Origin of the sequence: Micromonospora sp. WMMC273 (assembly GCF_027460285.1) — a bacterium.
Classification (GTDB): Bacteria; Actinomycetota; Actinomycetes; order Mycobacteriales; family Micromonosporaceae; genus Micromonospora; species Micromonospora aurantiaca.
In genome coordinates this window covers 5,313,795-5,328,020 of sequence record NZ_JAPZBE010000001.1, presented here as the reverse complement: position 1 = coordinate 5,328,020, position 14,226 = coordinate 5,313,795, and the positions used below count along the sequence as shown (strand labels likewise).

Genomic DNA, 14,226 nt, shown 5'->3' with positions numbered 1-14,226 from the left:
GTACGGCGCGGACGACCGCGGAACGGTGGGGCCGGGGGACGGCGCCCGGCCTCAATGTAGGCGGTGGCGACCAGCCGTGCGGTCCCGGCCGGCGGTCCGCGCCCGGCGTCCCGAACCGGTCCGGACGGGCGGAACGACCTGGATGGTGCTTTGTCCGGTAATCGCATCCTCGACGCTCGGTTCGCTCAAATTCAGTGATCGTTAACCGCCCTTCCGAGCACGCGCGATGAGCGAAACTCGGTTAGGCTGCGGACCATGTGTGGAATCGTGGGTTACGCCGGCGCGCGCCCGGCGCTCGGCATCGTGCTTGACGGACTGCGGCGTCTCGAATACCGCGGCTACGACTCGGCCGGTGTCGCCGTGGTCTGCGAGGACGAGCTGCTGACCGAGAAGAAGGCCGGCAAGCTCGCGAACCTGGAGAAGGTCCTCTCCGAGCGCGCGGCCGACAACCCCGAGGACTGCGCCGCCAGCCCGATCGGCATCGGCGACGGCACCACCGGCATCGGCCACACCCGTTGGGCCACGCACGGCGGCCCGACCGACCGCAACGCCCACCCGCACCTCTCCCCGGACGGCCGCGTCGCGGTGATCCACAACGGCATCATCGAGAACTTCGCGAAGCTCCGCGCCGAACTGGAGGACGAGGGTGTCGAGTTCGCCAGCGACACCGACACCGAGTGCGCCGCGCACCTGATCGCCCGCGCGCTGGCCGACCTGCGCTCGGCCGGTGAGACCGACAGCCCGCAGCTCCTCGCCGCCGCCATGCGCGTGGTCTGCGGGCGCCTGGAGGGCGCGTTCACGCTGCTCGCCGTCGATGCCGGCATCCCCGGCGCGGTGGTCGGCGCCCGGCGCAACTCGCCGCTCGTGGTCGGCCGGGGCGACGGCGAGAACTACCTGGCCAGCGACGTCGCCGCGTTCATCGAGCACACCCGGGACGCAGTCGAGCTGGGGCAGGACCAGATCGTCCTGATCACCCCGGACAGCATCGACATCACCGACTTCCACGGCCAGCCGGCCAGCGGCACCGACTTCCACATCGACTGGGACTCGTCGGCCGCCGAGAAGGGCGGCTACGACTGGTTCATGCTCAAGGAGATCGAGGAGCAGCCGCAGGCCATCGCCGACACGCTGCTGGGCCGGCTCACCGAGACCGGCGAGATCGCCCTCGACGAGGTCCGTCTCAGCGAGCAGGACCTGCGCGACGTCGACAAGATCTTCATCGTCGCCTGCGGCACCTCGTACCACGCCGGCCTGGTCGCCAAGTACGCCATCGAGCACTGGACCCGCATCCCCTGCGAGGTGGAGCTGGCAAGTGAGTTCCGCTACCGCGACCCGGTGCTCGACCGCTCCACGCTGATCGTGGTGATCTCGCAGTCCGGCGAGACGATGGACACGCTGATGGCGCTGCGCCACGCCAAGGAGCAGAAGGCCCGCGTGCTGGCGATCTGCAACACAAACGGCTCGACCATCCCGCGCGAGTCCGACGCGGTGCTCTACACCCACGGCGGCCCGGAGATCGCTGTCGCCTCCACCAAGGCGTTCCTCACCCAGGTCGTCGCCTGCTACCTGATCGGCCTGCATCTGGCCCAGGTGCGCGGCATCAAGTTCGCCGACGAGGTGGGCGCGGTGGTGGCCCAGCTCCAGGAGATGCCGGGCAAGCTGCGGGAGCTGCTGGACCGGATCGAGCCGGTCCGCGAGCTGGGCCGCGAGTTGAAGTCCGAGCCGACGGTGCTGTTCATCGGCCGGCACGTGGGCTACCCGGTGGCGCTGGAGGGCGCGCTGAAGCTCAAGGAACTGGCGTACATGCACGCCGAGGGCTTCGCCGCCGGTGAGCTGAAGCACGGCCCGATCTCGCTGATCGACCAGGGCACCCCGGTGATCTGCATCGTGCCCTCCCCGGTCGGCCGGGGCATGCTGCACGACAAGGTCGTCTCCAACATCCAGGAGGTACGCGCGCGCGGCGCCCGCACCATCGTGATCGCCGAGGAGGGGGACCAGGCGGTGGTCCGCTACGCCGACCACCTGATCTACGTGCCGCGTACGCCGACGCTGCTGGCGCCGCTGGTGACCACGGTGCCGTTGCAGGTGCTGGCCGCCGAGATCGCCGCCGCCCGCGGGCACGACGTCGACCAGCCCCGGAACCTGGCCAAGTCGGTCACCGTCGAGTAGCCGATCTCGTCCACGGTCCCTCCGCCCGCACCACGGGTGGGGGGACCGCGTCGCATCCGGCCCGGTCATCGGCCCAGCACGATCCGGGCCATGCCGTCCAGCGCCGGGTTGTCCGGATCCCAGTAGCCGGTGTGGCCGTGCGGGGCGCTCCGGAAGCGCCGGCCGCCGAAGCCCGGCGCGCTCGGGTCGGCGCCGAACCAGAGCCGCTCGCCGGGCCCGTCGAGCACGGCGAGCGCCGGACCGAGTGGCGTACCCGCGAACAGCGCGCGGCGGGCCAGCTCGTCCGGTGGGCGGGCCAGCCGGATCACGTCGTCCGGCGCGGTCGACGACCAGACCTGACCGGCGGGCATCCGCAGCTCGGCGGCATGGTCCACGCCGACGCCGGGCGAACCGACGAAGACCAGCGCGTCGGCGCTCAACCCGTGGTCGCGGGCGGCGGCGCCGACCACGAGCGAGCCGTAGCTGTGCCCGAGCACCGTCTGCCGGGCCGGCGGGCCCTCGTGCGCGGCCCGCAGCCCGTCCTGGAACCGGTGCAGCGCCGGGCCGGCGTCCTCGGCCTGCCGGGTGCCGGCCGCGTCGGTGAGGAGGTCCGGCGCGTCGTAGTCCAGCCAGAGCACCGCCGCCGCCTCCTCGCCCGGCCCGAGCGCCGCGCATCGCTGCAACACCCGGGCCGCGCGGCCCAGCTCGGCCGGCGCGTCGGCCAGATCCGAGGTCATGCCCGGGACGTAGGTGAGCACGGAGGCGGCGCGGTCCGGGTTGCCGAGCGCCACCACCGCGCGGCCGTCGCCGGCCGGGTCGAGCCCCAGCAGGTACGCCCGGGGCGCCCCACCCGCGGCCAGCCGCTCGGTGAGCCCGTCCAGACCGCGCAGCGCCGCCTCGACAGCGGCGAGCCGGACCCGGCGGGACGCCTCCAACGGCCCCGCCGGAAGCGGGTGCAGCAGCGCGAGCCGCCGTACGAGCAACAGCTCCCGCCGGTCACCGAGCAGCAGCCGGTTCGCCTGGTCCCGAGCGGCGGCCGGAAGCCCGTCGAGGCGACCGATCCGGCCCGGTTCCCGCCCGACCAGCCAGCGTCGCTCGGCCGCGCTCAGACCGGCCCACCAGCGGCTCACCTCGGCCGGACCGGCACCGAGCCCGGGCCGGTACGCGGGCGGCACGCTGACCCAGCCGCGTACCGAGGCGGTGGTCAGCTCCGCGAGCCGGTCGGCGGCCTCCCGGTCGGCTGCGTCGGCGAGCGTCAGCGCGCCCCGGATCCCGGCCCGCGCGTGGATCACCGCCGGTCCGGCCTGTGCCACCGGGCGCGCCGGATCGGGCCGGACCGCTCCGGTGCGGTCGACGAGCAGGCCACCCGACCCGGCGCGGGCCACCTCGGCGCCGAGCCGCGCCTTCGCCGCGCCCAGCCGGGCACCGAGTTCGGCGAGCACCTGGTCGACCTCGAGCAGGGCGGGCAGCACGTCGGTCAGGTCGGTGCGCAGGTCCCCGATCCGCCGTTGCGCCGCCGTCGCGGCGGCACCCGACCACCCGGGGCGGAGCGTGCCGATCCGGGCGGTCAGCGCGTCGGCGCGCCGCCGTACCGGCGTGGTGAGGCCCCGCCATGCCGTCCCGGCGGCGGACCAGGTGCCCGGGTCGACGCGCCAGAGCTGCGCGTAGCCGACCGGCGTGGCGGCGTCAGCACTCCCGCCGCTCACCGGAGCACCCCGGTGAGGCGGCGGGCGGCGCGTTCGTCTACCGCCTCGTAGCCGTCCGCGCCGCGCCGCAACGCCTGAGCGGTGTCGGCCACCCGGGCGCCGAGCGCGCCGGACCAGCGCCGCACCGCCGCCTCCAGGTCGGCCAGCGCCGCACCGGATCGCCAGCCCTCCGTTGCCGCCACCAGCAACGACTCCGGCGCGGCGCCCGGCCCGCAAGCCAGCCGGTACGCGTCGTCGGCCAGCTCGCGCGCCACACTGCGCAGCAGCTCCGGGTCGACGTCGAACGGTCTCTCCACCACGTGACCTCCCTCGCCCGGCGCCACCGGCCGGCTCCGGACACCGGGACGCTAGGCGGCACCCGGCGGTGGCCGCCGACCCCTGTGGACAACGGCCGGGGTTTTCCACAGGGCGTTTCCGCCAGGCGGTCCGCGGCGCGTACCGCCGGTAGGGTGAGGCCGTGATCGGGGGAGCCGCGGGCGGAAGCTGAGCCGGCGCGACGAGCGGGGCGGGGTGGCATGAGACAGGTGTGGCGGGTCGCGGACGTTCGCGCGGCGGAGGCGGGCCTGCTGGCCACCCTCCCGCCCGGTGCGCTCATGCAGCGGGCCGCGGCCGGGCTGGCCCGGCGCTGCGCGTTGCTGCTCGCCGACCGGGGCGGTGTCTACGGCGCCCGGGTGCTGCTGCTCGTCGGGTCCGGCGACAACGGCGGCGACGCTCTCTTCGCGGGCGCGCACCTGGCCCGCCGGGGCGCGGCGGTGACCGCGCTGCTCCTCGCGCCGGGCCGGGCGCACGCCGAGGGCCTGGCCGCCCTGCGCGCCGCCGGTGGGCGCGTGGCCGACCGGCCGCCCGCGGTGGTCGACCTGGTGCTCGACGGCATCGTGGGCATCGGCGGCACCGGAGGGCTCCGCGAGACGGCCGAACAGCTGGCCGCGAGCCTGACCGGGCAGCGCGGGCGCGACGGCACGCCCGCCACCGTGGTCGCGGTCGACGTGCCGAGCGGCGTCGCTGTCGACACCGGCCACGTCCCGCTCACCGACGCCGGGCGGCCCCGGGCGGTTCGCGCCGACGTGACGGTCGCCTTCGGCGCGCTCAAGCCCGCACTGGTCGTCGGCCCGGCCGCCGAGCTGGCCGGAGAGGTCGAGCTGGTCGACATCGGGCTGACGCCGTGGCTGCGCGGCACACCGGCGCTCCAGGTGATCGAGCAGGCGGACGTCGTCGACTGGTGGCCGGCGCTGGGCGCGTCGTCGGAGAAGTACACCAGGGGCGTGGTCGGGGTGGCCACCGGTTCGGCCACCTACCCGGGCGCCGCGGTGCTCTCGGTCGCCGGGGCGCTCGCCGGTCCCACCGGACTGGTCCGCTACGCCGGGAGTGCCAAGGGCGAGGTGCTGCACCAGCACCCGTCGGTGATCGCCACCGGCCGGGTCGCCGACGCCGGCCGGGTGCAGGCGTGGGTCTGCGGCTCCGGCCTGGGCACCGGCGATGACTCCGCCGCCGAGCTGCGCGCGGTGCTCGCCGCGCCGGTGCCGGTGGTGCTCGACGCGGACGCGCTGACGCTGCTCGTCGACGGCAAGCTGGCCGATCGGCTGCGTGGCCGGGACGCGCCGATCGTGGTGACGCCGCACGACCGGGAGTACGCCCGGCTCTGCGGCGAGATGCCGGGGGAGGACCGGGTCGCCGCAGCGCTGCGGCTGGCCGCCTGGATGAACGCGGTGGTGCTGCTCAAGGGCGACCACACGATCATCGGTACGCCCGACGGCCGCGCGTACGTGAACCCGACCGGCACCCCGGTACTCGCCACCGGTGGCACCGGCGACGTGCTGGCCGGGCTGCTGGGCTCGCTGCTCGCCGCCGGGCTCGCGCCGGAGCGGGCGGCGGCCGCCGCGGCGTACCTGCACGGGCTGGCCGGCCGGGAGGCGGCGCGCGGCGGTCCGGTGACCGCGCCCGACGTGGCGGCGGCGTTGCGTCCGGTACTGGCCCGGCTGGGCTGATCCGGGCGGCGGTGCCCGGTGGCGACGGGCACCGCCCGCACGGCTCACGGCGCCGATGATCACTGACGGAAGTAGGCTGAGGACATGTGGCAGTCGGAGGTGCGCGTCGACCTGGACGCGATCCGGGAGAACGTGACCCGGCTCAAGGCCGGCACCAGCGCCGAGCTGATGGCGGTGGTCAAGGGCGACGGCTACGGCCACGGCATGGTGCCCGCCGCCCGGGCGGCGCTCGACGCGGGCGCGGACCAGCTCGGCGTCTGCACGCTGGACGAGGCGTTGCGGCTGCGTGAGGCGGGCATCACCGCGCCGGTGCTGGCCTGGCTGCTCGACCCCGGCCTGCCGCTGCACGACGGGATCACCGTCGGCGTCGACCTCGGCTGCGCCAGCCTCACCCAGCTCGACGAGATGATCGAGGCGAGCCGCCGGGCGGACCGCGCGGCCCGGCTGCACCTCAAGATCGACACCGGGCTGGCCCGGGGCGGCGCCACCGTCGCCGACTGGCCGGCGCTGCTGGAGGCCGCCGCGAAGGCCCAGGCCGACGGCCTGGTCGAGGTGGTCGGCGTGTGGAGCCACTTCGTGTACGCGGACTCGCCCGGCCACCCCACCACCGACCGCCAGCTCGCTGTGTTCCACGAAGGGCTGGAGATGGTGACGCGCGCCGGGCTGCGTCCGCGCTACCGGCACCTGGCCAACTCGGCCGCCACGCTGACCCGGCCGGACACCCACTTCGACCTGGTCCGGCCCGGCATCGCCGTCTACGGCCTGTCGCCGGTCGCGGGCGAGCAGTTCGGTCTGCGTCCCGCCATGACCGCCCGCGCCCGGGTGATGCTCACCAAGCGCGTCGCGGCCGGCACCGGCGTCTCCTACGGGCACACCTATCTGACCGAGCAGGAGGCCAACCTCGCGGTGGTGCCGCTCGGCTACGCCGACGGGGTGCCCCGGCACGCCTCCAACACCGGCCCGGTGCACCTCGCCGGCAAGCGCCGGACCATCTCCGGGCGCGTCTGCATGGACCAGTTCGTGGTCGACTGCGGCGACGACGAGGTGACCGCCGGTGACGTGGTGACGCTGTTCGGCAGTGGTGCGGACGGCGAGCCCACCGCCGACGACTGGGCCGAGGCGGTCGGCACCATCAACTACGAGATCGTGACCCGCTTCGGCGGCGTGCGCGTGCCCCGCGTCTACGACGGTGAGCGCGCATGAGTGTCCGGTTGCCGCGACCGCGTACCGCCGCCGGCAAGGTCGCCGGGCTGGTCGGCGCCGCCGTCGGTGTGGCCGCCGCCGGGCTCGCGGCGGGCGTGGTCAGCGAGCGGGTGCTGGTCCGCCGGCTCAAGAACGACCCCACCGATCGGTACGCCGACGAGGTCTTCGGCGAGCAGCGTTACGACGAGGCGTACCGGCTGGAGATGCCGGACGGCACCGACATCCACGTGGAGGTGGTCGAGCCGGCCCGTCCGGTCGCCGGGCACCCGACGGTGGTGCTGGTGCACGGGTTCTGCCTGGACATGGGCACGTTCCACTTCCAGCGCAAGCGGCTCGCCGAGCGCGGCGACTACCGGGTGGTCGCGTACGACCAGCCGGGGCACGGCCGTTCCGGCCGGCTGGAGAGCGGCGAGTACGACCTGACCGCGCTGGGCCACACGCTGCGCCGGGTGCTCGACGAGGTGGCCCCGGAGGGTCCGCTGGTGCTGGTCGGGCACTCGATGGGCGGCATGACGATCATGGCATTGGCCGAGCTGTACCCGGAGATGTTCGGTGACCGGGTGGTCGGCACCGTGCTGATGGCGACGTCGGGCGGCCTCGCGGCGGAGACCAAGCTGGTGGCGCCCGCGCTGCTCGGCCGCGTCGGCTCGCCGGTGCTCTACATGATGAGCAACGCCACCCGGTACGGCGGCACCGTGATCGACCGGGCGCGCCGGTCGACCTCGAACGTAGCCTGGCTGCTCACCCGCAAGTACGGCTTCGGCACGTCGAAGCCGAGCCCGGCCCTGGTGTCGTACGTCGAGATGATGAACTCGCGCACCTCGGCCGACACGGTCACCCGCTACCTGCGCACGATCGCCACCCACTCCCGGTTCCCGGCGCTGGCGGCGCTGGCCGGCACGCCGGTGCTGGTGATCGTGGGGGACAAGGACATGATCACGCCGGTGACGCACTCCGAGGAGATCGTCCGGCGGCTGCCGCACGCCGAGTTCGTGAAGATCGACGACAGCGGGCACGTGGTGATGCTGGAGCACGCCGACGAGGTGAACGCGGCGCTGGAGAGGTTCCTGGATTCGCTATGACGGTGATCGTGGAGCTGAAGACGGTCGACGACACCCACGAGTTCGGGCGGCGGCTTGCCGGTGTGCTGCGCGCCGGCGACCTGCTGCTGCTCAGCGGCCCGCTCGGGGCCGGCAAGACCGCGCTGACCCAGGGCATCGGCGCCGGCCTCGGCGTACGCGGGGACATCACCTCGCCCACCTTCGTCATCGCCCGGGTGCACCGGCCCGACCCGGCGCGGGGCGGCCGGGTGACGCTCGTGCACGCCGACGCGTACCGCCTGGGTGAGGCCGCCGACCCGCGCGCGGAGATCGACGACCTCGACCTGGACGCCTCGGTGGACGAGGCGGTCACCGTGGTGGAGTGGGGTGAGGGGATGGTCGAGCAGCTGGTCGACGCGCACCTGCGGGTACGCATCGACCGCCGCGACGACGACACCCGGGCGGTCACGCTGGAGCCGGTCGGCGGCGACTGGGCCGCCCGGGTCGCCGAACTGCCCTAGGGCTGGAGGGGCATCGTCCAGCAGTTGGAGTAGGCGGTGCGCCCGGCGAGCCGGTCGGTCAGCCAGGCCACCGCGTCGCCCTGATCGGTGATGAGTGGCGCCAGGTGGTTGGTGAGGAGCTTGTCACCGAGGTTGGGCAGGCTGACGGCCTGGTAGGTCACGTCGGCGCCCTTGCGGCACCAGTCGACCGCCAGTTGGCGGGCCTGCCGGTGCGGCACGATGTCGTCCTGGACGCCTGTTGCCACGCGTACCGGGCCGGCGGGCTTGAGCGTGCCGATGCGCTGCCGGTCGAGGACGGCGGCCGCCTCGGGCGAGGCGGCGATGACAGTGGTGAGGGACCGGCCGCCGGTGATCCACCTGCTGCTCTTGGTGAACGCGTACCGGAGGATCGCGTCACCGACGCACATGGTCGAGGTGTCGGCGAGCGCCGCCCGGCCGGCGTCGTTGATGTTCGCCTCGATGACGTCCCGCACCGCCGGGTCGGACTGGGCGAAGCCGTTGAGCGACCAGCCCAGCGCCCCGGCCAGCGCGCTGCCGTCGATGCCGCCGATGACGGCGGTCAGGTCGGCCGGCGGCGCGCCGACGTAGGTGCCGGCGAGCGGCACGTCCGGCGCGTAGGTGGGCTGGAGTTCGGCGGCCGCCGCGCTGGCGCCGCCGCCCTGGCTGTAGCCGTACAGGCCGACGCGGGACCGGTCGGTGACCGATGCTCCCGGCACCGCGCGGGCGGCGCGGGCCGCGTCGAGCAGGGCGCGGCCCTCGTCGAGGCGGTTGACGTACGTGTGCAGCCGGTCGGTCGCGCCCAGCCCGACGTAGTCGGTGACGACCACCGCGGCGCCGGTGGCGAGCAGGCGGTAGATCGCCAGGGCCTCGTAGCCGACGGACAGGGTGTCGCCGGTGAGGGTGAGCGGGTGTTGCAGGGCGAACGAGGGTGCGCACTGGTCGCCCTGCCCCATGGTGCCGGAGGCGACGGCGACCAGTGGGCGTGGCCCGGTGCCCCGCCACGCCGCCGACGGCTCGATGTAGGCGCCGGTCACACCGACGGGCCGGCCGTTGGAGTCGGTGGACCGGTACATCAGGCGGGTGGCGGTGCCGGGCATCGGGCGGCCGTCGAGCCCGGGGATGCTGAGCCCGAGCGGCAGCGGCTCGGTACGGATCAGCGTGCCGTTGGTGGCGGGCAGGTCGGCGGGCGGGTGGTAGAAGGCGGGGATCGTCACGCCGCGGGAGACCACCGGCGTGGTGCCGTCTGCGGCTGCGGCTGCGCCTGATCCGGCCAGGTAGGTGGCTGCCGCCGCGGCGACGGCCAGCATCCGGAGGCCGAGCGCGCGGCGGGGGGAGATAGCGGCGGCGGACGTGCGGGGACGGGTGTTTCTCCTGCTCACGGGCACTCCTAGCGAGCATCGATGGTGGTGGATGCAAGCTAGCAGTGGCGGTGTGGCGTAAGTAACTTGCCGGTAGGTTACGCTCCGGTAACTTTTCTCGTCCAGTACCGGCCCCGCCGCCGACCGGGAGTGTCGGTCGTGGCTGGTAAGAAGGTGGCGACCGACGAGGAGAGGTTGCCGATGCCCGACGCCCCCACCCTGGACCTGCCGGCGCTGCTGCCGGAGGCCTGGCGTGCCGTGCTCACCCCCCACCTGGACCCGGCCCGCACCGCGGCGCTGGCCGAGTTCGTCACCCGGGAGTACGCGACCGCCACTGTCTTCCCGCCGCTGGAGGACCTCTTCTCCGCCTACCGGCTGTGCGGGCCGGCCGACACCCGGGTGCTGATCCTCGGGCAGGACCCGTACCACAAGGCGGGCCAGGCGCACGGGCTGAGCTTCAGCGTGCGCGAGGGGGTGGCGGTGCCGCCGTCGCTGCGCAACGTCTTCAAGGAGCTGGGCGAGGACCTGGGCGTGCCGAAGCCGCGCAGCGGCAACCTCGACGGCTGGGCCGCGCAGGGCGTCCTGCTGCTCAACTCGGTGCTGACGGTCCGGCAGGCCACGCCCGGTTCGCACGCCAACAAGGGCTGGGAGGAGTTCACCGACGCCACGATCCGGGCGCTCGACGCGCTCGACCAGCGCGTGGTGTTCCTGCTCTGGGGCGGCTACGCGCGCAAGAAGGCGGCGCTGGTGACCAACCCGCAGCACGTGGTGCTGGAGGCCGGGCACCCGAGCCCGATGAACCCGCGCGGTTTCCTCGGCAGCCGCCCGTTCAGCGCCGCGAACAAGGCGCTGGCCGACGCGGGGCTGCCCACCATCGATTGGGAGCGCTCAGCCGGCTGACCCGCCCGGCGCCTCGCCCGACGCTGCGGCGAGGCGCCGGCGGTACCGGGACAGCAGCTCGGCCGTGCGCCGGTCGGTCACCTCCACCTCGACCAGCGGCTCGACCGGGTACGTGCGGTCACCGAGGCGGACCTCGATGGGCTCGGGCAGGTCGTCGCACATCCGGGCCCGTAGTTCGCCGTAGCGGGTCAGCCAACGGTGCTCGCCCGGCTCCTCGGGCTCCGTGTGGATGCCGCCCCACTCCTGCCATCGGGCGTTCCAACGCTGCGCGTGGATCCGCTCGAGGAGCGCGCTGAACTGCGGCGAGTCCCGCCAGCGCACCGCGATCTCGACCGCGTCCACCGGCAGCGGCGCGCCCTGCAGCAGTGCCGCCATGCCGCCCGACAGCACGTACGGCAGGTCGCCCAAGGCGTCCATGAGCCGGTCCAGCCGGAGATCTTCGATCCGCTCGGCAAGCACCGTCCCGGCCATCTCGTCCAGCGCGGCGTCCAGGTGACTGTCCAGCGGCTCGACCGCGATCCGCAGTTGCCGGCCGAGCGCGGCGAGCAGGCGTTCCGCGGTGGTCAGGCTCGGCAGCCGGTCGCCGCGTTCGATCCGGGCGATGGCCGCCTGACTGAGCCCGGACCGAGCGGCCAGCGCCTGCTGGGTGAGGCCTGCTTGTTCGCGTTCACGTCGCAGGGTGCTGGCGATCTCTCGAACGAGGCGACTCTCCGTCATCTCCGGAGAATGGCAGTCCTCTTCTAAGTCTTATGCCTCTGAGTCATATTTATGACCCAGAGGCATAAGGCACTCACCTCTTCTCCTTAGTCCGGGCGCTACGCACCGTGAGTGGGCGAGCGGTGAGGGCGTGCCGGGCACGGGCGGGGCGGACGGCTAGGCTGGCTTACCGTGCTCGTACTCGTGGTGGACTCCTCGACGCCCGCGGTGACCGCGGCCCTTGCCGAGGTCTCGGCGGACGGCGTCGCGGTCCGCGCGTCCCGGCGCACAGTCGATGCCCGCGCCCACGGCGAGCTGCTCGCGCCGCAGGTCGACGCCGTGCTGGCGGATGTCGGCGCGCGTCCCGCCGACCTGGCCGCGATCGTCGCCGGCCTCGGCCCGGGCCCGTTCACCGGGCTGCGCGTCGGGCTGGTCACCGCCGCCACCGTGGGTCAGGTGCTCGGCGTACCCACGTACGGCGTCTGCTCGCTGGACGGGCTCGGCCACCCGGCGGCCGCCGGCGAGCCGGTGCTGGCGGCGAGCGACGCGCGGCGCCGGGAGATCTACTGGGCCGTCTACGACGGCGCCGGACAGCGCCTGGCCGGGCCGGAGGTGGCGGCCCCGGCGGTGGTCGCGGAGCGGGCGCGCGACCTCGCGGTCACCGTCGCGGTGGGCGACGGCGCGCACCGGTACGCGGACGTGCTGGGGCTGCCGGTACGCGACGAGCCGCGCTACCCGGACCCGCTGGCGCTGGCCCGTCTCGCCGCGCCGCGGATCCGCGCGGGCGCGCCCGGCGAGACGCTGACCCCGCTCTACCTGCGCCGGCCGGACGCGGTCGCGGCCACCGGCCACAAGCCGGTCCTGCCATGAGGCTGGGCCGGTTCCGCTGGTGGCACATCGACGAGGTGCTGCCCATCGAGGCGGACCTGTTCGGCGCCGAGCAGTGGTCGGCGGCGATGTTCTGGAACGAACTCGCCAACGGGCACTTCTACCTGGTCGCCACCGACGACGACGGCGCTGTGCTCGGCTACGCCGGGCTGGCCGTGTCCCCGCCCGACGAGGCGTGGGTGCAGAACGTCGCGGTCCGCCGGGACGCCCAGCGCCGGGGCATCGGCCGGCTGCTGCTGGAGGCGCTGCTCGCCGAGGCGGCCCGGCGCGGCGTCCGCAGCACGCTGCTGGAGGTCGCCGCGGACAACGCGCCCGCGCAACGGCTCTACGCCGGCTACGGGTTCGAGCCGATCGGCGTACGGCGCGGCTACTACCAACCGAGCAACACCGACGCGCTGGTCATGCAGCGCAACGAGGACTGACGCGCATGGCTGACGAACCCCTGATCCTCGGCATCGAGACCTCCTGCGACGAGACCGGCGTGGGCATCGTGCGCGGGCACACGCTGCTCGCCGACGCGCTCGCCTCCAGCGTCGAGGAGCACGCCCGGTTCGGCGGCGTGGTGCCCGAGGTGGCCAGCCGCGCCCACCTGGAGGCCATCGTGCCGACCATGGACCGGGCGCTGCGCGAAGCGGGCGTCACCATCGCCGACATCGACGCCATCGCCGTGACCTCCGGGCCGGGCCTGGCCGGCGCGCTGCTCGTCGGGGTCGCCGCCGCCAAGGGGTACGCGGTGGCGGCGGAGAAGCCGGTGTACGGCGTGAACCACCTCGCCGCGCACGTCGCTGTGGACACGCTCGAACACGGACCACTGCCCGAGCCCGCGATCGCGCTGCTGGTCTCCGGCGGGCACTCCTCGCTGCTGCGCGTCGACGACCTCGCACGCGACGTCGTACCGCTCGGCGCCACCATCGACGACGCGGCCGGCGAGGCGTTCGACAAGGTGGCCCGGCTGCTCGGGCTGCCGTTCCCCGGCGGGCCGTACATCGACCGCGAGGCGCGGGCCGGTGACCCGGCGGCGATCGCCTTCCCGCGCGGGCTGACCGCCGCGAAGGACCTGGTCGGGCACCGGTACGACTTCTCCTTCTCCGGCCTGAAGACGGCGGTGGCCCGCTGGGTGGAGGCGCGGCAGCGGGCCGGTGAGCCGGTGCCGGTCGCCGACGTGGCCGCGTCCTTCCAGGAGGCGGTCTGCGACGTGCTGGTCGGCAAGGCGATCGACGCCTGCCGCACCAGCGGCATCGACACGCTTGTCATCGGCGGCGGTGTGGCGGCCAACTCCCGGCTGCGGGTGATGGCCGAGCAGCGGGCCGGCAGGCACGGCATCCGGGTGCGTACGCCCCGGCCGAAGCTCTGCACGGACAACGGCGCGATGGTGGCCGCGCTCGGCTCCCACCTGGTGGCCGCAGGCGTCGCGCCGAGCCGGCTGGACCTGCCGGCCGACTCGGCGATGCCGCTGACAGTGGTCAGCGTGTGAGCGGGGAGGAGACCGACATGATCGTCCGGATGTGGGAGGCCAAGGCCGAGCCGTACGGCTTCGCCGACCTGATCACCTGGGTCTGCGAGACCGCGCTGCCCGAGTTCGAGCACGACCCGATGCACGTCTCCAGTGAGGTGTTCTCCTCCACCGACCACCGGCTCGTGGTCATCTCCAAGTGGCGCAACAACCCCCGGGAACTGCCCGAGCCGCCCGCACGCCTGATCGCCCGCCCGCCGCACAGCTGGGACTTCACCCAGGTCGACCGCTGACGCGAGGGCCGTCACGGCGGCCGGAATTGGTTGGC

14 protein-coding genes are annotated in these 14,226 nt (G+C 74.3%); 10 read left to right on the top strand and 4 right to left on the bottom strand.

The genetic code is table 11. From position 1 onward, the window contains the following. Window positions 1–255: 255 nt before the first annotated feature. Window positions 256–2,169 (top strand): glutamine--fructose-6-phosphate transaminase (isomerizing), encoded by a 1,914-nt coding sequence (gene glmS / locus O7611_RS24625; protein WP_135242042.1) that lies wholly within the window; start codon window positions 256–258, stop codon window positions 2,167–2,169. A gap of 65 nt (window positions 2,170–2,234) precedes the next feature. Here the strand turns inward: glmS and O7611_RS24620 are convergent, their stop codons facing one another. Beyond that, on the bottom strand, window positions 2,235–3,854 hold the full coding sequence (locus O7611_RS24620) for an alpha/beta hydrolase (RefSeq protein ID WP_269697651.1): 1,620 nt from the start codon (window positions 3,852–3,854) through the stop codon (window positions 2,235–2,237). Then, a complete protein-coding gene (locus O7611_RS24615) occupies window positions 3,851–4,153 on the bottom strand; it encodes a type VII secretion target (protein ID WP_194801394.1) in 303 nt (100 codons plus the stop codon). The genes O7611_RS24620 and O7611_RS24615 overlap by 4 nt, the downstream gene beginning before the upstream one ends. Window positions 4,154–4,369: 216 nt before the next feature. Here O7611_RS24615 and O7611_RS24610 point away from each other — a divergent pair, with 216 nt between their 5' ends. From O7611_RS24610 to tsaE, 4 genes are all read left to right on the top strand, one after another. Continuing rightward, window positions 4,370–5,839 (top strand): NAD(P)H-hydrate dehydratase, encoded by a 1,470-nt coding sequence (locus O7611_RS24610; protein WP_194801393.1) that lies wholly within the window; start codon window positions 4,370–4,372, stop codon window positions 5,837–5,839. Between the two features lie 84 nt (window positions 5,840–5,923). After that, a complete protein-coding gene (gene alr / locus O7611_RS24605) occupies window positions 5,924–7,042 on the top strand; it encodes an alanine racemase (RefSeq protein ID WP_194801392.1) in 1,119 nt (372 codons plus the stop codon). Further along, the gene (locus tag O7611_RS24600) at window positions 7,039–8,124 is read left to right on the top strand and encodes an alpha/beta fold hydrolase (RefSeq protein WP_194801391.1); all 1,086 of its coding nucleotides are present in this window, start codon (window positions 7,039–7,041) and stop codon (window positions 8,122–8,124) included. Before alr ends, O7611_RS24600 begins: the two co-directional genes overlap by 4 nt. Then, window positions 8,121–8,603 carry a tRNA (adenosine(37)-N6)-threonylcarbamoyltransferase complex ATPase subunit type 1 TsaE gene (gene tsaE, locus O7611_RS24595; protein ID WP_269697650.1) on the top strand — a complete coding sequence of 161 codons (483 nt, stop codon included), beginning with the start codon at window positions 8,121–8,123 and terminating at the stop codon, window positions 8,601–8,603. The genes O7611_RS24600 and tsaE overlap by 4 nt, the downstream gene beginning before the upstream one ends. Here tsaE and O7611_RS24590 read toward each other — a convergent pair. Beyond that, complete coding sequence (locus O7611_RS24590) at window positions 8,600–9,982, bottom strand: lipase family protein (RefSeq protein ID WP_269697649.1); 1,383 nt, start codon at window positions 9,980–9,982, stop codon at window positions 8,600–8,602. The genes tsaE and O7611_RS24590 overlap by 4 nt on opposite strands. A gap of 180 nt (window positions 9,983–10,162) precedes the next feature. Here O7611_RS24590 and ung point away from each other — a divergent pair, with 180 nt between their 5' ends. Continuing rightward, window positions 10,163–10,861 carry a uracil-DNA glycosylase gene (ung, locus tag O7611_RS24585; RefSeq protein WP_194801536.1) on the top strand — a complete coding sequence of 233 codons (699 nt, stop codon included), beginning with the start codon at window positions 10,163–10,165 and terminating at the stop codon, window positions 10,859–10,861. On the opposite strand, the gene O7611_RS24580 is transcribed toward ung, so the two are convergent. Beyond that, window positions 10,850–11,578, bottom strand: a complete 729-nt coding sequence (locus O7611_RS24580) for a helix-turn-helix domain-containing protein (protein ID WP_194801388.1) — start codon at window positions 11,576–11,578, stop codon at window positions 10,850–10,852. The two genes, ung and O7611_RS24580, sit on opposite strands and share 12 nt — an antisense overlap. 171 nt (window positions 11,579–11,749) lie before the next feature. On the opposite strand from O7611_RS24580, the gene tsaB reads away from it, so the two are divergent. From tsaB to O7611_RS24560, 4 genes are read left to right on the top strand one after another with little or no spacing between them, the layout of a single operon-like run. Next, window positions 11,750–12,427, top strand: coding sequence for a tRNA (adenosine(37)-N6)-threonylcarbamoyltransferase complex dimerization subunit type 1 TsaB (gene tsaB / locus O7611_RS24575; protein WP_194801387.1), 678 nt, complete (start codon window positions 11,750–11,752; stop codon window positions 12,425–12,427). Next, complete coding sequence (rimI, locus tag O7611_RS24570; RefSeq protein ID WP_194801386.1) at window positions 12,424–12,867, top strand: ribosomal protein S18-alanine N-acetyltransferase; 444 nt, start codon at window positions 12,424–12,426, stop codon at window positions 12,865–12,867. Before tsaB ends, rimI begins: the two co-directional genes overlap by 4 nt. Window positions 12,868–12,872: 5 nt before the next feature. Then, a complete protein-coding gene (gene tsaD, locus O7611_RS24565; protein ID WP_194801385.1) occupies window positions 12,873–13,919 on the top strand; it encodes a tRNA (adenosine(37)-N6)-threonylcarbamoyltransferase complex transferase subunit TsaD in 1,047 nt (348 codons plus the stop codon). Between the two features lie 17 nt (window positions 13,920–13,936). Further along, window positions 13,937–14,191, top strand: coding sequence for a hypothetical protein (locus tag O7611_RS24560; RefSeq protein WP_091426737.1), 255 nt, complete (start codon window positions 13,937–13,939; stop codon window positions 14,189–14,191). Window positions 14,192–14,226 lie beyond the last annotated feature (35 nt).